Origin of the sequence: Devosia equisanguinis, from assembly GCF_900631955.1 — a bacterium.
GTDB classification, from domain to species: Bacteria; Pseudomonadota; Alphaproteobacteria; order Rhizobiales; family Devosiaceae; genus Devosia; species Devosia equisanguinis.
Window position 1 is genome coordinate 1 of the sequence record NZ_UZWD01000047.1, and the last position, 19114, is coordinate 19114.

The window sequence follows — 19114 nt, forward strand, 5'->3', positions numbered from 1 at the left end:
ACCACCCACCGCTCGTCACCCTCGGGCGAAGACCCGAGGGCTCTGCACTTCGCGATATCGCCACAAGCAAGACCCCTCGGCTCAAGACCGAGGGTGACGTCCGGTGAAAACCGTCTCGGCCCAGCCCCACTGAAGTGCAGCAGGTTCACCGCCCCTGCCCCAGATCACACTTCCGGCACCGCTTTCTGTTTTTTAACTCTTTGGTGACCATAAAGGCGGCAAAGGGAAGTTCGGCTGGCTGCTTGTCCCGCAGGGGACCGGATTGCCGGGCATTTCTCTTAATTTTGACAGATTCCGACCCCATCGCCTTCCGCACTGGGGTCGGGCGCTTGAGCCGGGCCGAAAAGGATCACTTCATGGAAGCCATGGATGCAGTGGGAGCAGCCGCTCCACATGCGGACCTCTCCATCTGGGGGCTGTTCTGGGCCGCCGACATCGTCGTGAAGTCGGTGATGCTCGGCCTGCTCGCGGCCTCGATCTGGTGCTGGTCCATCATCGTCGACAAGTCCATTTCCTACCGGCGGATGAAGGCGGAGATGAACCGCTTCGAGCGCACCTTCTGGTCCGGCCAGTCGCTGGAAGAGCTTTACCAGCAGCAGGCAGAAAAGCCCTCGGGGGGCCTCGGCGCCGTCTTCGTCGCCGCGATGAAGGAATGGAAGCGCAGCCACGAGCAGAACGCGGCCAGTTTCGTGGGCATGCAGCAGCGCCTCGACAAGGTGCTCGATGTCGCCATCGCGCGTGAAAGCGAATATCTCGAGAAAAATCTCGGCTTCCTGGCCACGGTCGGCTCAGCCGGTCCCTTTATCGGCCTTTTCGGCACGGTCTGGGGCATCATGAACGCCTTCACCAATATCGCGGCCTCCTCCGACACCAATCTGGCCGTCGTCGCCGGCCCGATCGCCGAAGCCCTGTTCGCCACCGCCATTGGCCTCGTGGCCGCCATTCCGGCCGTTATCGCCTATAACAAGCTCTCCTCCGATGCCGGCAAGATGATCGGTCGGCTCGAAGGCTTTGCCGACGAATTCTCTACCATTCTCAGCCGCCAGCTCGAAGCCAGGAGCCGCTGACATGGGCATGGGTGTTTCATCGGGCGGAGGGGGCGGCGGTGGCCGCCGTCGGCGCCGCAAGAGAAACGCGGTGATGAGCGAGATCAACGTGACGCCGATGGTCGACGTCATGCTGGTGCTGCTGATCATCATGATGGTGGCCGCCCCGATGATGACCTCGGGCGTGCCCATCGACCTGCCGCGCACCGCCGCCAGCGAAATGCCGAGCCAGACCCGGCCGATCACCGTCGCGGTCACGCCCGAAGGCACGCTGTTCATCGACGAGACCCCGGTCACCGAACAGACCCTGGTCTCGGCCATGAGCGAATTGGCCACCCCGGAAGACCGCATCTTCCTGCGCGGCGACACCACCGCCAATTACGGCACTGTCATGCGCGTCATGGGCCTGCTCTCGGCCGCCGGCTATACCAAGATCGGGCTCGTCACCGAGCGTGAGCGATAGGCCGGCACGACATGCGCACCGGCCTCACCGTATCGATATCCGCACACGTGCTGTTGATTGCTCTCGGCCTGCTCAATCTGGGCTGGACCGAGCCGCTGCAGCCCAGTGTCGAGTCGATCTCGGTCGATCTGGTGCCGATCGAGGAATACACCAATATCCGCATGGGCCAGCTCGATAGCGAGGCGGTGGAAACCAATACCCCCTCCGTGGTCGAAAGCGACCAGCCGCCCGAACTGGCGCAGCCCACCGGCAATACCGAACAGGACCAGGTGACACCCTCGCCGGCCGATGTGCCGACGCCCCAGCCGGTGACCGAACAGGCCCCCGAGCCCGCGCCGCAGCCTGAGCCGACCCCCGAACCGACGCCTGAGCCGGAACCAACCCCGGAACCCGAGCCCACGCCCGAGCCGACGCCAACACCGCAGCCGCAGCCCGAACCTGCGCCCGAGCCGACACCCGAACCGGTGCGCGTCGCCCCGGTGCCGATGACGCGCCCGCAGCTGCCCGAGCCCACGCCGACTCCAGAACCGACCCCGACGCCAGAACCGACCCCCACGCCGACGCCCGCTCCGACTCCGGCGCCGACACCTGAGCCCCCGCCCGAGCCGACGCCCCCCCCTGAGCCGCCACCCCCCCCGGAAACCCCGAGCGTCGCTGCCCCGCTGCCAGCCGCACGGCCGAGCAATCTGGCGCAGTTGCGCCAGCAATTCGCCGCCGCCGAAGCCGAGCGCAAGAAGCGTGAGGAAGAAGAGCGCCGTCGCCAGGCCGCTGCCCAGCAGACCCAGACCCAGGGCAGCACGCCGACGCCGCGCCCAGGCCCGACCGCGCCCAATGCCAGCCAGGCCGACGATATCGCCGCCTTGATCAACAATGCGCCCACCACCGGCGGCACCACCGGCCAGGGCGGCTCACCCACCCTGGGCGACACCACCGGAACATCCGCCCGTCTCAGCCGTTCGGAAATCGACGGGCTGGTGGGCCAGATCAAGAACTGCTGGAACCTGCTGCCCAGCGATCTCAATTCGGGCATGACCGTGCGTCTGATGGTGAGCCTTAATCGCGACGGGTCGGTCAATGGCACGCCGCAGATCATCTCCGCCGATCCGTCCCCGGCCGGTGGCCAGATCGCCCGCGCCGCCCAGCGCGCCGTCATGAGCTGCGGCCCCTATACCCTCTCCGCCAACGCTTATGACGAGTGGCGGCAAATCGATGTTGAACTGCGACCCTGACCTTGAATTTGCCCGTTTGCCGGCCTTGATTGGCGCAAACGGCCAGACCGGAGAAAACACAAGATGACCCTGCTTTCCCGACGCAACGCGCTCAAACTTGGCCTCGCTGGCGGCGCCCTATTGGCCACCTCGTCCTGGTCGATGGCGCAGCTGCGCATCGTCGTCGAAGGCGCCAATTTCCAGCCGATGCCGATCGCCATCCCCAATTTCGCCTCGGCCGATCCCAATTTCGGCAAGGAAATCGCCGAGATCGTGCGCAACAATCTGCGCCGCTCCGGCCTGTTCCTGCCGCTCGATCCGGCCTCGCTGCCGGTGCAGGTGGGCGACGTCAACAACACGCCCGATTTCGCCACCTGGCGCACCGCCAATGTTGATGCCCTGGTCATGGGCGCCGTCGAGCGCGGCGGCCAGATTTCGGCTTCAGTGCGCGTCTGGGATACCCAGCAGGCCAGCCAGGTCGTCGGCAAGAGCTACAATACCGATCCCAATTCGGCCCGCCGCATCGCCCACCAGGTCTCCGACGCCATCTATGAGCAGCTGACCGGCGGCTCCGGCTATTTCGATACCCGCGTCATCTATGTCGCCGAAAGCGGCCCCAAGGCCAATCGCGTGCGGCGCCTGGCCATCATGGACCAGGACGGCGCCAATGCGCAGTACCTCACCGATGGCTCCTCCATGGCCCTCACCCCGCGCTTCTCCCCGCGCGGCGACATGGTCACCTATATGAACTTTGCCGATGGCAATCCACAGGTCTATCTCCTGCAGCTGGCCACCGGCCGTCAGCAGCGCCTGGCCTCGGTCGGCGCCATGACCTTCGCTCCGCGCTTCTCGCCCGATGGCAGCACCGTCGCCTTCTCGGTCGAACAGGGCGGCGCCACCAATATCTATTCGGTGGGCACCGGCGGCGGCCAGCCCCTGCAGCTGACCTCGGGCGCGGCTATCGATACCGGCCCCTCCTATTCGCCCGATGGCAGCCGCATCGTCTTTGAAAGCGACCGCGGCGGCTCGCCCCAGATTTATATGATGGGTGCCGGCGGCGGTAACGCGCAGCGCGTCAGCTTCGGCCAGGGCAGCTATTCCACTCCGGTCTGGTCCCCCAAGGGCGACCTCATCGCCTTCACCCGCCAGTCCGGCGGCCAGTTCCACATCGGCATCATGAACCCCGACGGCTCGGGAGAGCGCCTGCTCTATTCCAGCTTCCACGCCGAAGGCCCCACCTGGGCGCCCAATGGTCGCGTCATCATGTTCTTCCAAGATCCGGGCGGCAATGACGGTCCGCGCCTGATGAGCGTCGACATCTGGGGCCGCAACGCCATCACCATCCCCACCGAAACCTACGCCTCCGACCCCGCCTGGTCCGGCCTGCGCAGCTAAGCGCACGGCAGGTCACACAAACGCGATGGTACTCCTCCCCCTCCTTCAGGGGGAGGTGGGGTGGGGGTGTGCAGCACTCTCAAACCCACCTTCTTGGCAGGCATGGGGTAGTGCTAGGTCTTGTCATGCGCCTTCGCACCCCTCCCCCCATCCGTCACGCAGGATTGACGATGCATCCGCCCGCCGCTGCGTTATGATCCAACGAAACGCTCAGGGAGTTGGTCAATGCAGATGTCGCGCAGGGGATTTATGGTGGCCGGGGCCGCGAGCCTGGCTCTTTCGGCATTGGCGCTTTCCCGCCGGCCCGATGCCGTTATGGCCAGCGAAAATGATTTTCCCTTCAAGCTGACCGACGCGGAATGGCAGGTCAAGCTCTCGCCCCAGGCCTATGACGTGCTGCGCCACGAAGGCACCGAGCGCCCCTTTACCTCGACGCTCAACACCGAAAAGCGCGCCGGCATCTTCCATTGCGCCGGCTGCGATCAGGCGCTCTTCGACTCCACCACCAAATTCGACAGCGGCACCGGCTGGCCCAGCTTCTACGATTTCATTCCGGCCAGTATCGGCACTTCGGTCGATACCAGCTACGGCATGACCCGCACCGAGGTGCATTGCTCCAATTGCGGCGGCCACCAGGGCCATGTCTTCAACGATGGCCCGGCCCCGACCGGCCTGCGCTATTGCATCAATGGGGTGGCGCTCAGTTTCGTGGCGGCTTGACGCATTGCACAATGCGCGCCAATGGCGATATGGCTGGGCAAATCCCGCCAAGCACCAGACTCATGAAACTCACCATCATCCAGACCGGCGACGTGCCGGAGCCGCTGCGCCCCACTTACGGGCCCTATTACCAGATGTTCGAGCGCATGTTCGACGCGGCCCGTCCCGGCTTCACCTATGAGATGGTGACCAGCTATGACGGCAATGCTTTGCCCGATCCATCCCAGCTGGAAGGCATCGTCATCACCGGCTCTGCCGCCGGCGTTTATGACGACCTGGACTGGCTCGAACCGCTGCGCAATTTCATCCGCTCGGCCTATGCCGCCAAAACACCGATGCTCGGCATCTGTTTCGGCCACCAGATCATGGCCGATGCGCTGGGCGGCGATGTGCGCAAATCCGAAAAGGGCTGGGGCCTCGGACGCCACGATTATCATGTCGTGAGCCGCCCCGGCTTCATGGCCGACGCCCCCGAAACCCTCAGCGTCGCCTGTTCACATCAGGACCAGGTGATTGGCACCCCGCCTGAGGCCGAGGTCATCCTCGCCTCCGATTTCACCCCCAATGCCGGCCTCTTGTATCGCAGCGGCCGCGCCCTCAGCTTCCAGCCGCATCCGGAATTCGACGAGCCCTATGCCAGGGCATTGGCCGAACTGCGCCGTGGGCGGGCCCCGGACACTGTCGTCGCAACCGCCGAAAGCTCCTTCACCAAGGCGTCGGACAGTGCGCGCATGGGCGGCTATTTGGCGCAGTTTTTTGCCGACGCGGCGGCCTCGACGGTAAAACTGCCTTAACGATACGGGGAGCAGTGTTGGCGCCGAAATCGAACAGTCGAGCGTCAACAATGCGACTTTTCCAGACCCTTTCCATTCCCGGAAAGCTCGTCGCCGCCTTTCTGGTCTTCGGCATTCCGGTGGTCATCTTCGGCGGCCTGGCGCTCCATGCGCTGTTCCAGGCCGGGCAGACCACCGCCATGGCCATGCTGATGGTGGCCGGCGCCGCTGCGGCCTTGGGCTGTCTCAGCGTCTTCCTCCTGTTCCAGCGCCTCGTCGCCGCGCGCCTGCGCACCCTTGTCGGCATTACCGGGTCCCTGGCCGCGGGCGACACCGCTGTCGCCATCCCGCCCCAGACGCTCAATGACGAATTGACCGTCATGTTCGAGGCCTTCGAACGCTTCCGCTCGGCCCTGCTCGAACAGCAGGCCCTCGTAGAGGCCGATCGCCAGCACAATGCCGAAACCGGCCAGCGCCGCCGCGCCGCCGATCGGCTGACCGAAGAGCTTCAGTCCACCATTCGCGCCGTCATGCAGGGCGATCTCTCCCGCCGCGTCGCCGGCGACTACGAGCAGGCCGAACTGCGTCAACTGGCCGGCGAGGTCAATGCGCTCCTGACCGCCATGGACCAGGGCCTGACCGGCACCGGCCACGTCCTCTCCGCTCTTGCCCGCGCCGACCTCTCGCAGCGCGTCACCGGCGATTTTACCGGCGCTTTCGCCGCTTTGCGCGACAATACCAATGCCGTGGCCGACCGGCTTGCCCGCGTCATGGGCGATCTGCAGACCACCTCGCACCGGCTCAAGACCGCCACCGGCGAAATCCTTGCGGGCTCAAACGACCTGTCCGAACGCACCAGCCGCCAGGCCGCCATGGTCGAAGAAACCACCGCCACCGTCGAACAGTTGGCGACCACCGTGGGCGCCAATGCCACCCGCGCTGAGGATGCCAATCGTTCGGTGGTCGACGCCTCGCGTATCGCCGTCGAGAGCGGCAAGGCCATGGATGCGGCCAAGCGCGCCATGGAGCAGATTTCCACCTCTTCGGCAAAAATCTCCAACATTATCGGGCTGATCGACGACATTGCCTTCCAGACCAATCTGTTGGCCCTCAATGCCTCGGTGGAAGCCGCCCGCGCCGGAGAAGCCGGCAAGGGCTTTGCCGTGGTCGCCGTCGAAGTTCGTCGCCTCGCCCAGAGCGCAGCCGGCGCCTCCGCCGAAATCAAGCAGCTGATCGACATCTCGGCCGGCGAAGTGCAATCCGGCACCCAGGTTGTCCTGCAGATCGCCGAGCGCATCGCCGCCCTCAACAGCTCGGTCACCCAGAGCGCTACCCTGATCGGCCAGATCACCGCCGCCAGCCGCGAACAGGCCGTCTCGATCGACGAGGTCAGTGTCGCCGTCCGCCAGATGGACGAGATCACCCAGCACAATGCCGCGCTGGTCGAACAAACCAACGCCGCCATCGAGCAGACCGAAGCGCAAGCCAGCGAACTCGACCGCATCGTCGCCGTGTTCAAGCTGGATGGCAGCCCGGCACAGGCACAACGCCGCGCAGCATGAGTTCTCAACCCGGACACGATGCAGCTTTTCCCCCTTGAGCGGGAGTGTTCCCTCTTGGCGAATTGATAACAGATGTCTGTGCTCTTTCGCCTCCCTCCCCCTTGAGGGGAGGGATTGAGGGTGGGGGTCTATCAGTGGATTGCTAACAACACCCGCGCCGGCCATCCCCTCAAGGAGAAGGGGGCCGGCTGGTGCTTTTGGCATCATATTTCCCAGTACTCAACGCGGCTCCTCCCCATCCTTCAGGGGGAGGTTGGGTGGGGGTGTGCAACAGGCTCAAACCCAAATGCAATAACCCTGCCCCCAAAGGCCTCGGCGCGATGACGCCGCCAACAGGACCTGAAACCGTCTATCCCCCCGCCAGCCGCGCTCGCAATTCTGCCGGCAGCCGCGCCGCGCCGCCTTCGGTGCGGATCGACACCACCACCACCTTGGCCTTGGTCAGCACCTGACCATCCCGCAAGATGCCCTGCGCCAGCGTCAGCCGCACCCCGGTCATGGCCACGACCTCGGTGGTCACCTCCAACAGGTCATCGATCCGCGCCGCGGCGACGAAATCGATCTCCATCGACCGCACCGCAAAGGCCAGACCCTGCCCCGCCAGTTCGGAATGATGCACGCCGAGATCGCGCAAAAACTCGGTGCGCCCGCGCTCGAAGAATTTCAGATAGGCCGCGTGATAGACGTTCCCGGAAAAATCGGTGTCTTCGTAATAGATGCGGATAGGGAAGCGGTGGATGGTCACGACATCTCCCGCTCGTCATGCACGACATGCACCGGATTTCCCGGCTGTTGCCGCAAAAATTCCGGCAGCCAGGGAGGCAGCAGGTTGACGGTTTCGAGCGCGTCGCCGGCAAGCGGCACCCAGGAGAACTGCAGCTCGTGCCCTTCGTCCTGCCGCACCAGCCAGGGTGATTGCCCGTTCGGCCCCTGCCCGGGAAGGACTGCCGCATAGAAAAACCCCAGCTCGTGATAGGCCTCGCCCCGCCCGGCATAAAAGCTCTCTGACGTCGCCAGCAGCGGCCCGACCACCCCTGGCATATCCAGCTCCTCGGCGATCTCCCGGCCCAGCGCCACCGCGCTGGCCTCGCCCATTTCGACGCGCCCGCCGGGCAGCATCACATAGTGATCGTCATCCTCGCGACAGACCAGCACATGCCCATCCACCACGATCACTGCCGCGACGCGGTAGTTGAAGGTCGTCCCCTCAATCGGAAAACTGATCACCTGGCGGCTCATTCCTCGCCCTCCTCGAACAGGCTCGACTGGATGCCGACAAAGCCTTGCGGCACCACTTTGCCCATATGTTGAAATGCGATCGAGGTCAGCATGCGGCCGCGCGGGGTGCGCTGGATGAACCCCTGCTGCAACAGATAGGGCTCGACGATTTCCTCGATGGCGTCGCGCGGTTCGCTCAGCGCCGCCGCAATGGTCTCGATTCCCACCGGTCCGCCATTGTAGAAATCGGCAATGGTGGTGAGATAGCGCCGGTCCAGCTGGTCGAGGCCCCGCGCATCGACATCGAGCCGGATCAGCGCCTTGTCGGCAATGGCGCTGTTCACTTCCCTGGCCCCGTCCACCTGGGCAAAATCGATCACACGTCGCAACAGGCGCCCGGCGATACGGGGCGTCCCTCGCGAGCGACGGGCGATTTCCATCGCGCCATCGGCCGCCATCGGCATGCCCAGGAGCCGTGCCCCGCGCGTCACGATCTGCACCAGTTCCTCGGGCGTATAGAAATTGAGCCGCACCGGAATGCCGAAACGGTCGCGCAGCGGCGTGGTCAAGAGGCCCGCGCGCGTCGTCGCCCCCACCAGGGTAAACTTTGCCAGATCGATGCGTACCGAGCGCGCCGCCGGGCCCTCGCCGATGATCAGGTCGAGCTGAAAATCCTCCATCGCCGGATAGAGCACTTCCTCGATTGCCGGATTGAGCCGGTGGATTTCGTCGATGAACAGCACATCGCGTTCCTCGAGATTGGTCAGCAGCGCGGCGAGGTCCCCCGCCTTGGCGATCACCGGGCCGGAGGTAGCGCGAAAACCGACGCCCAGCTCCTTGGCGATGATCTGTGCCAAAGTGGTCTTGCCCAGCCCGGGCGGGCCGACGAACAACACATGGTCGAGCGCTGCCCCGCGCTGCTTGGCCGCCTGGATGAACACTTCCAGATTAGCCCGCGCCGCCGCCTGGCCGACGAAATCGGCAAAACCGGACGGCCGCAGCGAGACATCGAGATTATCGTCGCGTCCGGCGGATGCGGAAGTAAGAGAGGTCACGAAAAAGTCTCCGCTGCCGTCATGCCGGCCAGCGCCTGGGCATCATGATCGAAAGTAACTGTGGTGGAGCAGCCTGCCCGCAAATTGGTTGCTGCGATCAGTGCATCTGCCAGGTCGCATCTGGCATTTTCTGCCTCATACAGACATTGCTCGACCAAAGCCGCTGACTCGATGAGGAAGTCTTCGCTACGCAAAAGGCCACGACAGGCCCTAAATACATCGGATTTCGGCCACCGCTTGAGTTTGGTGAGCACCCAAACCAATTCAACCAGCGCGACCAGGGATATATGGATGGGATGATGTTCAGCTGCCGTTATTATGCGGCGGGCAATTTCCGATTGAAGGGGATCATCCCGCGTCAGAAACCGCACCAGCACATTGGTATCAACGCCCAGCACGAATACGCTCGTCTTCTTCGGCCAGTGCCGCGGCATAAGCCTCATCTTCTTGCCCAACCGTCATGGCATGATCGCCCGGCCGATGCAAAATGCCATAGAGATCTTCTGCTCGGACAGTGCGTGGCATCAGCACATAACGATTGCCGTCCTTGATAATATCGACCTTATCGCCGGGCTGAAGCCCCAAATCTTCCCGGACATCCTTGGGCAAGGTCATCTGCCCCTTGCTCGTTAGTGTCGCAGTTGCCATTGCAGCCTCCATTCCTTACTTTTAAAATTTAGTAAGGAAACACACCAAAAACAAGGATCACTGGCTCAATTCCCGCAGGCCCAGCCGGATCAGCTTTTCTGTCGCCGTGTCGTCGCCCTCCTTGGCCACCACCCGCGCGACAGCAGCTGAGGCCTGGGCACTGGAATAGCCCAGATTGGTGAGGGCCGAGACCGCGTCGGCAATATTGCCCGAGGCCACGCCCTCGCCCAGCGCCGCCTGCAGGCCCAGCGTGTCGGCATCCACCGCGCCGATGGCGGGCACCTTGCCCTTGAGTTCGGTGACGATGCGGGTCGCCAGTTTCGGACCCACCCCATTGGCACGACCCACCATGGCCTTGTCCTGCAGGGCGACAGCACTCGACAGCGCGGACGGCGACATCACCGACAAAATCGCCAGCGCCACGCGCGCCCCGACCCCCTGCACCGTGGTCAGAAGAGTGAACCAGCTCTTTTCCGCCTCATTGGCAAAGCCATAAAGCCGGATCATATCCTCGCGCACGATGGTCTCGATGAACACTACCCCTGCCTCGCCCACCCGTGGCAAGGCCTGCAGAGTACGCGAGGAGCAATGCACCTCGTAACAGACCCCGCCGCAATCGATCAGCACCCAGTCATCGCCAAAGCTGTCCACCAGACCCTTGAGCTTGCCGATCATGCCAAGGCCCTCATTCTTGCCGCCGAAACCCGGTGATGCGCGTGACAGATGGCGATTGCCAGCGCGTCGGCGGCGTCAGCGCCCTTGATGACGGCACTGGGCAAAAGCGTCTTGACCATCAGCGCCACCTGGTTTTTCTCGGCATGGCCGGTCCCCACCACCGATTTCTTGACCAGGTTAGCGGCATACTCGGCCACCAGCATGCCGCGCAGCGCCGGGGTCACCAGCGCCACCCCGCGCGCCTGCCCCAGGATCAGCGCCGAGCGGGCCCCGGCATTGACGAAAGTCTCTTCCACGGCCGCCTCATCGGGCGAAAATTCGTCGAGCACGCCGTTGATCCCCACCGCCAGCACCGCCAGCCGTTCCGCCAGCGCGCCATCCACCGGCGGGGTCAGCGTACCGCCGGCCACGAAGCGCAGGCGATTATCCACAGCTTCGATGATCCCCCAGCCGCAGCGGCGCAATCCGGGGTCGATACCGATGATTCGAACAGCTTTGCTCATGCTCTACCTTGTACGCAGCCTTGGGCAACATACCAGCGTCAAAGTGAACAAATGAGCAACAAACCGTCAGCCGGTCTCGGTCATTCAAATTTTACCAACTGGGAAAACCCATCCTTCACGAGACAGCGCCTACCGTCCGCGCGGGAATGCAGGGGCAAATAGTCATGATTTCGGGGCCGAACTCCAGGCTTTCGCGGCACGCATGGATGCGAATAGCCCGCTTCACAGGGCTGATCTTGGCGGCCTCTGTCGCCGGTTCGATCATCCTCACCAATGTATTCATGGAAATGTTCTCGGAAGGCATCAACCTTCAGGGATTGCTTGTCGCCATCACCATGCCCATCGTCCTGGGCGGCCCCATCCTGCTGCTGCTGTTCCACAAGCAGGAGCAATTGCATCATGCCAATGCGCAATTGCAGCAGATGGCCACCATCGACTGGCTGACCTCCTGCCTCAATCGCGGCGCCTTTACCGCCGAAGTGTCCCGCCGCCTGCGCTTTGCCACCTGGCAAGGCGCGCTCTTCGTCATCGACGTCGATCACTTCAAGGCCATTAACGACAAGCACGGCCATGACCGCGGCGACGATGCCCTGCGGCTGATCGCCGATGCCATTACCCGCGCTGCCGGCGAGCGCGCACTGATCGGCCGCCTGGGCGGCGAGGAGTTTGGCGTGTTCCTGCCCAACACAACCGAAGACAAAAGCCGCAGCATCGCCGAGAACATTCGCGATGCCGTGGCCGATGTCGCCTTCATCGTCTCGGGCGCGCGCTGCGCTCTCTCGGTCAGCATTGGCGGCGCCAGCTTCGCCGGCAATTCCGATTTCCGCGCCCTTTATCGCCTGGCCGACGATCAGCTCTACCTGGCCAAGAATGCGGGGCGCGATCGCGTGGCCCTGTGGTCGGCGGCGTGACGACCTCCCCTGACGAGACCAGCCGCACGTCATGCCCCGCGGAACGCCCCGGGGCATGGTCACTTTCGTTTGGATAGGTCGGCCCTGATGCAAACACCACATAAGTCAGGCCTGCAGACCTGGGCTCAAGTCGCCGAATGGACCCTTTTAGGCACGTTTGTCTGTGCAATCGTTTCCATAGCCGTCAACCTCACCCTGTTTCAGGGCCTCGACAATGACGCGCGCCTGCGCGCCCTGGTCAGCGCCGTGCTGCTGCCCGTCATATTTGCTTTCCCGCTCTTTCTCTATCTCGGCTTGAAGGTACGCGATCTGGAGAGTGTCAATCGGCGGCTGAGCTTCATCGCCCGCACCGACAGCCTCACCTCCTGCCTCAATCGCGGCGCCTTCACCGCCCGCATCGAGGCGCTCCTCGCCGAGGCGCCGGAAAACTTCTCCGGCGCGCTGCTGATGATCGATGCCGACAACTTCAAGGCGATCAACGATGCCTATGGCCACGCCATGGGCGACGAGGCGCTGACCATTATCGCCCGCTCCATTCGCGCCGCTCTGCGCACGGGCGATCTGGTGGGCCGCATGGGGGGCGAGGAGTTCGCGGTATTCCTGCCAAAGGTCGATGAGCGCCAGGCCGCCCGCATTGCCGAGCGCATCCGCCACTGCGTCAACACCGCCGATTTCAACCCCGAGGGTCGCGCCCATCCCCTCTCGGTCAGCGTCGGTGGCGCGGCCTTCGAGGATCGCACCAGTTTCTCGGCCCTGTTCCGCATTGCCGATCGCCAGCTTTATGGGGCCAAAAAGGCCGGGCGCAATTTTGCCGCCATCGTGCATGTGGGCGACGCACCCGACATCGCCCTGCGCCAGCACGCATGAAAAAGGGCGGCCGGAGCCGCCCTGATATCGTCGGCAAGGCCGGGCGCCTCAGCCCGCCAGCTTGGCCGCGTCTTCATCGCTCATGTCGAAGTTCGAATAGACGTTCTGCACGTCATCGTCTTCTTCGAGCGTATTGATCAGCTTCATCAGGGTCGCACCCTTTTCCGCATCGATCGGGGTGACGTTCTGCGGCTTCCAGATCGCCTTGACCGACTCGGCCTCCCCCAGCACCGCTTCGAGCGCCGAGGCCACTTCGGCCATCGCCTCGAAGGAGGTGTAGATATAATGGCCCTCGTCGTCGCTCTCGACATCGTCGGCGCCGGCTTCGATCGCCGCTTCCATCACCTTGTCTTCCGAACCGACCGCGGCCGGATAGGTGATTTCGCCGACGCGATCGAACATGAAGCCGACCGAGCCGGTTTCACCCAGCGCGCCGCCATTCTTGGAGAAATAGGAGCGCACATTCGAGGCGGTGCGGTTGCGGTTGTCGGTCAGTGCCTCGACGATGACGGCCACGCCGCCGGGGCCATAGCCCTCATAGCGGATTTCGTCATAGTTCTCGGCATCGCCACCGGCGGCCTTCTTCACGGCGCGCTCGATATTGTCCTTGGGCATGGACTGGGCACGAGCATTGGTGATGGCCAGGCGCAGGCGCGGATTGAACGCCGGATCGGGCTGACCCATCTTGGCGGCAACGGTAATTTCGCGGGCGAGCTTGGAAAAGATCTTCGAACGGATCGCGTCCGACTTGCCCTTGCGGTGCATGATGTTCTTGGCGTGGGAATGGCCAGCCATGTGTCCCTCGATGGGTAAATTTCTGAAATCGGGCCGCTTATAGGGGCTGGACGCGCAAAAATAAAGCGCCCGCCCCGCGGCGTGATCGCGGAACGGGCGCTTGTCAGGGCGGAAAAATCAGCCCGGATCGTGCTTGTTCCAGATGCTCTGGTCGATCTTGCCGCTGAGTTCGGGATAGTCGGCGGCATGGAACAGTGGTTCCTTTCCGGCTTTCCTCTGATTGGTATAGTCCCGCGTCAGCTTCACCACCGTGCCCGAGAGCAGCACAATGGCGATGAGGTTGACCGTTGCCATCAACCCCATGGACGCATCAGCGGCGTTGAACACTGTCGCGACGCTCTCATAGGCACCCCAGATCACCATGCCCAAAACCCCGATACGCAGCGCCGTCAGCCCTGGCAGATTGCCAATTCGGAGGAAGGTCATGGCATTTTCGGCATAGGAGTAATTGCCGATGATCGAGGTGAAGGCGAAGAACAGGATGGCGATGGCAATGAAATATTGCCCCGCCCCGCCAATATGCACGCTCATCGCCGCCTGCGTCAGCGGCGTGCCGGTCAATTCGCTGCCCGGCACCATGACGCCAGAGAGCAGGATCATCAGCGCCGTTGCCGTACAGATCAGAATGGTGTCGATGAAGACGCCCAGTGCCTGAACGAAACCCTGCGAGGACGGATGGTGCGGATCAGGCGTCGCCACGGCGGCGATATTGGGCGCCGAGCCCATGCCCGCCTCGTTGGAAAACAGTCCGCGCTTGACGCCATTGAGCAAGGCCCCCGCAATGCCACCGCCCGCCGCATCGAGCCCGAAGGCGCTTTGCACGATATGGCCGAGCATGCCGGGGACTTCCCCGATATGGATTATCACCACATAGAGCGCCACCAGCAGATAGATCACTGCCATGAACGGCACGATGATTTCGGCCACCCGCGCGATCTGCTTGATGCCCCCGAAAATCACCACTGCGGTCAACAAGGCCAGCCCCACCCCGACCCAGAGCTTGTCGAAGCCGAAGGCGCCCTGGAAGGCATCGGCGATCGAATTGGCCTGCACCGCGTTAAAGACGAGACCGAAGGCCAGGATCAGGCAGACCGAGAAGATCGCCCCGGCCCAGGGCGCGCCGAGGCCCTTGGCGATGTAAAAGGCCGGCCCACCGCGATATTCACCATTGTCGTTCTTGGTCTTATAGAGCTGGGCCAGCGTCGATTCCGAATAGGCGGTGGCCATGCCCACCAGCGCCACCATCCACATCCAGAAGATTGCGCCGGGTCCACCCAAATAGAGCGCCACCGCAACGCCGGCGAGATTACCCGTCCCGACGCGCGACGCCAAGGAGGTGCACAGCGCCTGGAATGGGGTGATCCCGGCGCTGTCATTCTTCTTGCCGCCCGTTACGGCGCGGAACATCTCGCCGAAATGCACGAACTGGATGAAGCCCAAGCGCACGGTGAAGAAGATACCCACCGCCAGAAGGCCGTAGATGAGGATATAGCCCCAGAAGATGTCGTTGAGGAAATTGATGATCGGATCGAGCATGGCCCTGGCCCTCTGCGCGTGACTTTGGATCGGCACGTCATGCCGCATCCGGGGCCATTGTCCGCTTCACGCTGACCAGCAGGACCTGCGCCCCAGGCGCAACCATCCGATCCGACCGCAGATCGGCGCCTCCGGCAAGCGAAAAATCTGGAGGCTGTCAGGCGGTCGGAAAATCCGGCACGGCCTGTGCGAGCACGCCACCCAGCCGCAGCGGCGCCACATAACGGGCCAGCCCGCTGCGCGGATCGGTCTCCACCGCAATGCCGCAGAGCGTTGCTTCCCCTTCCGCCGGGGTGAAGCGGCCATTGGGAATGCCGGTCAGAAAGCGGTTGAGCGGCTCATCCGTCTCGGTGCCGATAATGCTGTCGAAATCCCCGCACATGCCGGCATCGGCCTGAAACGCCGTGCCGCCCTTGAGCACCCGGTAATCGGCGGTGGGGATATGGGTATGGGTGCCGACCACAAGGCTCACCCGGCCATCGAGAAAATGCCCCATGGCCTGAATTTCCGACGTCGCCTCGGTATGAAAATCCACGATGATGGCATCGGCCACCTCGCCCAGCGGCGCGCTTTCGATAGCCGAGGCCACGGCGCGAAACGGATCGTCGATCGGCGGCATGAACACCCGGCCCAGCGCATTGACCACCAGCACCCGATGGCCATTGCGCCCCTCGACCATCATCGCCCCGCGCCCCGGCGTGCCCGGCGCATAATTGATCGGCCGGATCAGCGTCGGCTCGCGCTCGATATAGCTCAGCGCCTCGCGCTGGTCGAAGGCGTGGTCGCCCAGGGTGACGATATCGGCGCCGGCATCGCGCAGGCCCTGGAAATGGCTCTCGATCAACCCTTTGCCATGGCTGGCATTCTCGCCATTGACCACGACGAAATCGAATTTGTGGCGGGCGATCAGCCCCGGCAGGTGCTCGGCCACGGCGTCGCGACCGGAGCGGCCAACGACATCACCCAGAAAAAGCAGTCTCATGAAGGGGTTCCGAAAAAGCGCACGCCCGCTTCGGTGATCACGGCATCCAGCGGCACGTCGTGCTCTTCCCGCGGAATGGCGTCCAGTTCCTGCACCCCGAAGGCGAGGCCCACCAGCAAGGGCTTGCGCGGCAGGGCCGCCAGCGTGCGATCGTAATAGCCGCCGCCATAGCCCAGCCGCGTGCCGGCCGCATCAAAACCCAGAAGCGGCATCAACACGATGTCGGGCACCGCGCGCGGCGCCAGGTCCGACGGCGCCAGCGTGCCGAAACCGGCCTCGTAAAGTGGTGCATCCGCCTCCCAAACTCGCAGATCCAGCGGCTTGTCGGGCCCATCGACCGCCGGCAGCACCACGCGCTGCCCACCATCCATCAGCCGGATCAGGATCGGCTGGCAGTCGAGCTCGTCGCGAATGCGCCAATAGCCGGCGATGACCTGCTCGGGTTCAAAGGCGATCTTGTCGAAGAAATACGCCGCGACCGCCTTGGCCGCGGCGCTGCGTTCATCTGCTGACAGTGTGGCGCGGGCCGCATGGGCCGCCTTGCGCAGTCCGGCTTTCGCTTCCTCGATTGCCTGGTCCGCCATACGCCTCTTCCAGCAAGAAAATCAGGTGCCACCCTGGCCGTGGGACTTGCGATCCCGGGAACCTACATACGTAGGTGGGCGCCGTATGTCCGAGCCCACGGGCCCGGTCAGGGACAGCTCCCTTAGGATCGATTAAGGCCCCGGGGATATGTGTGTCCTCACGCACCGGGCAGCATCAACAGATATAGGCGCTTCGCCGCCGCCTGCAAAGGCCGGGCGGCATGATCCTGCCCGATTGCACAGCACAATTGCACCCATTAATGGGGAAGCCCTGGAGGGGCCTCATGTTCGCCTATGTGCTGATCGTCGTCACCATAGCCATCGCCATCAGCGCCCTGGCCGAACGCCGCAATCTCCAACCTGCCCTGGTGGTGGTGATGGTGGGGCTGGCCGCCAGCTATATTCCGGGCATTCCGCGCCTCGAGCTCGAGCCCGAATTCATCCTCTCCATCGTGCTGCCGCCCATGCTGTTCTCGGCGGCCCGCGACTTTTCCTTCGCAGAATTCCGTCGCCAGATGGGACCGATCACGAGCCTCGGCGTCTTCCTCGTCTTCGCCACCACCTTCGTCGTTGCCGGCGCCGCGCTGCTTGCTTTGCCCGAACTGGTGCCCATTGCCGCGCTGATCCTGGGCGTCGTCGTGGCACCGCCCGATGCGGTGACCGCCACCACCATTGGCCGCCGCGCCGGCCTGCCCACCGGGCTCATGTCCGTACTCAAGGGCGAAAGCCTCATCAACGATGCCGCCGCGCTCACCTTATTCGCCGTCCTCATCGCCACCGCCACCGGCACCCATGCCTTCATCGACAGCCTGCCACTCTATTTCCTCTACGCCGCCATAGTCGGCATCGTGGTCGGCGTTCTCATCGGCAATCTGGTGCAATGGACCCGCAGGCGCCTGGCCAGTCCTGCGCTCTCCACCGCCCTTTCGGTGATCGTGCCCTTTGCCGCCTATCTCACCGCCGAGGAACTGCATGCCTCCGGCGTCCTTGCCGTGGTCGCGGCCGGCTTTGCCGTCGGCCATCACGGGGTGCAGGCCGGCTATAAGGAGCGCATGCAGGAGGGCGCCTTCTGGCGCACCACCGATACCCTGCTCGAAACCTTCGTCTTCGCCTATATCGCGGTGCAGCTGCGCTTCGTCATCACCGATGCCGACCGGGCCGGCTTCGATATCGGCGAACTGGCGATCACCACCCTGGCCGTCTTCCTCGCCAGCGTCCTCATGCGCTTCATCTGGGTGTTTGCCACCGCCGGGGTGCGACAGCTGACCTATCGCCGCCATCTCGAGCGCTATCGCCGCTCACTCGACGGCACCCCGATCAGCAAGCCGCAGCGCCCCCTGACCTGGCGGGAAAACATCGTCCTGGGCTGGACCGGCATGCGCGGCGTCGTGACCCTGGCCGCAGCCGCCGGTGTCCCCGCCTTCCTCGCCGATGGCAGCCCCTTCCCCGGCGACGACGCCATCCTCGCCGTCGCCTTCCTCTTCACCATCGCCACGCTGCTGATCCAGGGCCTCACCCTGCCCGGCCTGATCCGCCTGCTCAAGCTCGAGGACCCCAGCCAGCGCGATTTCGTCGCCGAACAGCGCCAGCTCGCCGAGGCGCTGGTGCATGAGGCGACCACTTCAGCGCTCGATAGCTACAGCGCCAGCCACCCCGGCCGCGAATCCCAGCGGTTGATCGCCGCCACCAACCGGCGCCTGCGCCATGAAGGCAATCTTGCCCGGCCCAGCGAACGCGATGCCAGCGAGGCTCTGGCCCTGGGCAAGGTGCTGCTCGAGGCCCGCCGCATCCGCCTCGTCGCCGCCCGCGACAATCTCGAACTCGACGACACCATCGTCCGCGAAATGCTCGAAAAACTCGACATCGAACAGGCCTTCATGGACAGCATGTCCGAACCCGGTTGAGGGGAAAGACATCGGCCGGTGCTTCTGAACAACTCTCGCCCAGCGCCAAATGCCGCTCCTCCCCCTTCTTCAGGGGGAGGCCGGGTGGGGGTGTGTAGCAGGCTCAAACCCACATGCGATAGCCCTGCCACAAAGGCGAGTGAGGAGCCACATCGCCGACTAGATCATTTCAACTTGATGTGGACTCTGGTCGCTTTCGCCTCCCTCCCCCTTGAGGGGAGGGATTGAGGGAGGGGGTCCATCAGTGGATCGCTAAACGACCCCCACCC

Annotated in this window: 21 protein-coding genes and 1 other RNA gene; 10 read left to right on the forward strand and 12 right to left on the reverse strand. The window is 64.0% G+C overall.

Features of this window, described 5'->3' with window-relative positions; all coding sequences use genetic code 11:
* Positions 1–365 precede the first annotated feature (365 nt).
* The 7 genes from tolQ (at position 366) to DEVEQU_RS17700 (ending at position 7167) form a co-directional block, all read left to right on the forward strand.
* On the forward strand, positions 366–1067 hold the full coding sequence (gene tolQ, locus DEVEQU_RS17670) for a protein TolQ (protein ID WP_126151939.1): 702 nt from the start codon (positions 366–368) through the stop codon (positions 1065–1067).
* 1 nt (position 1068) lies between these two features.
* Positions 1069–1509, forward strand: coding sequence for an ExbD/TolR family protein (locus DEVEQU_RS17675; protein WP_126151922.1), 441 nt, complete (start codon positions 1069–1071; stop codon positions 1507–1509).
* 11 nt (positions 1510–1520) lie between these two features.
* Positions 1521–2738, forward strand: a complete 1218-nt coding sequence (locus DEVEQU_RS20030) for a hypothetical protein (protein WP_206437882.1) — start codon at positions 1521–1523, stop codon at positions 2736–2738.
* 63 nt (positions 2739–2801) lie between these two features.
* Positions 2802–4112: a Tol-Pal system beta propeller repeat protein TolB gene (gene tolB / locus DEVEQU_RS17685; protein WP_126151923.1), complete on the forward strand. Its 1311-nt coding sequence runs from the start codon at positions 2802–2804 to the stop codon at positions 4110–4112.
* 231 nt (positions 4113–4343) lie between these two features.
* A complete protein-coding gene (gene msrB, locus DEVEQU_RS17690; RefSeq protein WP_126151940.1) occupies positions 4344–4832 on the forward strand; it encodes a peptide-methionine (R)-S-oxide reductase MsrB in 489 nt (162 codons plus the stop codon).
* A 62-nt stretch (positions 4833–4894) separates the two neighbouring features.
* A complete protein-coding gene (locus tag DEVEQU_RS17695) occupies positions 4895–5626 on the forward strand; it encodes a type 1 glutamine amidotransferase (RefSeq protein WP_223214283.1) in 732 nt (243 codons plus the stop codon).
* A gap of 50 nt (positions 5627–5676) precedes the next feature.
* Complete coding sequence (locus DEVEQU_RS17700; RefSeq protein WP_126151925.1) at positions 5677–7167, forward strand: methyl-accepting chemotaxis protein; 1491 nt, start codon at positions 5677–5679, stop codon at positions 7165–7167.
* A 349-nt stretch (positions 7168–7516) separates the two neighbouring features.
* On the opposite strand, the gene ybgC is transcribed toward DEVEQU_RS17700, so the two are convergent.
* From ybgC to ruvC, 7 genes are read right to left on the reverse strand one after another with little or no spacing between them, the layout of a single operon-like run.
* Positions 7517–7912, reverse strand: coding sequence for a tol-pal system-associated acyl-CoA thioesterase (gene ybgC, locus DEVEQU_RS17705; protein ID WP_206437883.1), 396 nt, complete (start codon positions 7910–7912; stop codon positions 7517–7519).
* Positions 7909–8406, reverse strand: coding sequence for an NUDIX hydrolase (locus tag DEVEQU_RS17710; RefSeq protein WP_126151926.1), 498 nt, complete (start codon positions 8404–8406; stop codon positions 7909–7911). The genes ybgC and DEVEQU_RS17710 overlap by 4 nt, the downstream gene beginning before the upstream one ends.
* The gene (ruvB, locus tag DEVEQU_RS17715; RefSeq protein ID WP_126151927.1) at positions 8403–9440 is read right to left on the reverse strand and encodes a Holliday junction branch migration DNA helicase RuvB; all 1038 of its coding nucleotides are present in this window, start codon (positions 9438–9440) and stop codon (positions 8403–8405) included. The genes DEVEQU_RS17710 and ruvB overlap by 4 nt, the downstream gene beginning before the upstream one ends.
* Positions 9437–9838 (reverse strand): PIN domain-containing protein, encoded by a 402-nt coding sequence (locus tag DEVEQU_RS17720; protein ID WP_164550474.1) that lies wholly within the window; start codon positions 9836–9838, stop codon positions 9437–9439. The genes ruvB and DEVEQU_RS17720 overlap by 4 nt, the downstream gene beginning before the upstream one ends.
* Positions 9825–10088 carry an AbrB/MazE/SpoVT family DNA-binding domain-containing protein gene (locus DEVEQU_RS17725; RefSeq protein WP_126151929.1) on the reverse strand — a complete coding sequence of 88 codons (264 nt, stop codon included), beginning with the start codon at positions 10086–10088 and terminating at the stop codon, positions 9825–9827. Before DEVEQU_RS17725 ends, DEVEQU_RS17720 begins: the two co-directional genes overlap by 14 nt.
* Positions 10089–10145: 57 nt before the next feature.
* Positions 10146–10763: a Holliday junction branch migration protein RuvA gene (gene ruvA / locus DEVEQU_RS17730; protein ID WP_126151930.1), complete on the reverse strand. Its 618-nt coding sequence runs from the start codon at positions 10761–10763 to the stop codon at positions 10146–10148.
* Positions 10760–11266, reverse strand: a complete 507-nt coding sequence (ruvC, locus tag DEVEQU_RS17735) for a crossover junction endodeoxyribonuclease RuvC (RefSeq protein ID WP_126151931.1) — start codon at positions 11264–11266, stop codon at positions 10760–10762. Before ruvC ends, ruvA begins: the two co-directional genes overlap by 4 nt.
* Before the next feature lie 236 nt (positions 11267–11502).
* Between ruvC and DEVEQU_RS17740 the strand changes: the two genes are divergently transcribed.
* Both DEVEQU_RS17740 and DEVEQU_RS17745 read left to right on the forward strand, forming a co-directional pair.
* The gene (locus DEVEQU_RS17740) at positions 11503–12177 is read left to right on the forward strand and encodes a GGDEF domain-containing protein (protein WP_164550475.1); all 675 of its coding nucleotides are present in this window, start codon (positions 11503–11505) and stop codon (positions 12175–12177) included.
* A gap of 87 nt (positions 12178–12264) precedes the next feature.
* Positions 12265–13044, forward strand: coding sequence for a GGDEF domain-containing protein (locus DEVEQU_RS17745; protein ID WP_126151933.1), 780 nt, complete (start codon positions 12265–12267; stop codon positions 13042–13044).
* A gap of 48 nt (positions 13045–13092) precedes the next feature.
* Here DEVEQU_RS17745 and DEVEQU_RS17750 read toward each other — a convergent pair whose 3' ends face one another.
* From DEVEQU_RS17750 to ssrS, 5 genes are all read right to left on the reverse strand, one after another.
* Complete coding sequence (locus DEVEQU_RS17750) at positions 13093–13839, reverse strand: YebC/PmpR family DNA-binding transcriptional regulator (RefSeq protein WP_126151934.1); 747 nt, start codon at positions 13837–13839, stop codon at positions 13093–13095.
* Positions 13840–13956: 117 nt separating this feature from the next.
* Positions 13957–15375: an alanine/glycine:cation symporter family protein gene (locus DEVEQU_RS17755; RefSeq protein ID WP_126151935.1), complete on the reverse strand. Its 1419-nt coding sequence runs from the start codon at positions 15373–15375 to the stop codon at positions 13957–13959.
* A 157-nt stretch (positions 15376–15532) separates the two neighbouring features.
* Complete coding sequence (locus DEVEQU_RS17760) at positions 15533–16357, reverse strand: TIGR00282 family metallophosphoesterase (protein ID WP_126151936.1); 825 nt, start codon at positions 16355–16357, stop codon at positions 15533–15535.
* Complete coding sequence (locus tag DEVEQU_RS17765; RefSeq protein WP_126151937.1) at positions 16354–16941, reverse strand: 5-formyltetrahydrofolate cyclo-ligase; 588 nt, start codon at positions 16939–16941, stop codon at positions 16354–16356. The genes DEVEQU_RS17760 and DEVEQU_RS17765 overlap by 4 nt, the downstream gene beginning before the upstream one ends.
* 21 nt (positions 16942–16962) lie before the next feature.
* Positions 16963–17120: non-coding RNA, 6S RNA (gene ssrS, locus DEVEQU_RS17770), on the reverse strand.
* A gap of 105 nt (positions 17121–17225) precedes the next feature.
* Between ssrS and DEVEQU_RS17775 the strand changes: the two genes are divergently transcribed.
* A complete protein-coding gene (locus DEVEQU_RS17775; protein ID WP_164550476.1) occupies positions 17226–18845 on the forward strand; it encodes a cation:proton antiporter in 1620 nt (539 codons plus the stop codon).
* Positions 18846–19114 lie beyond the last annotated feature (269 nt).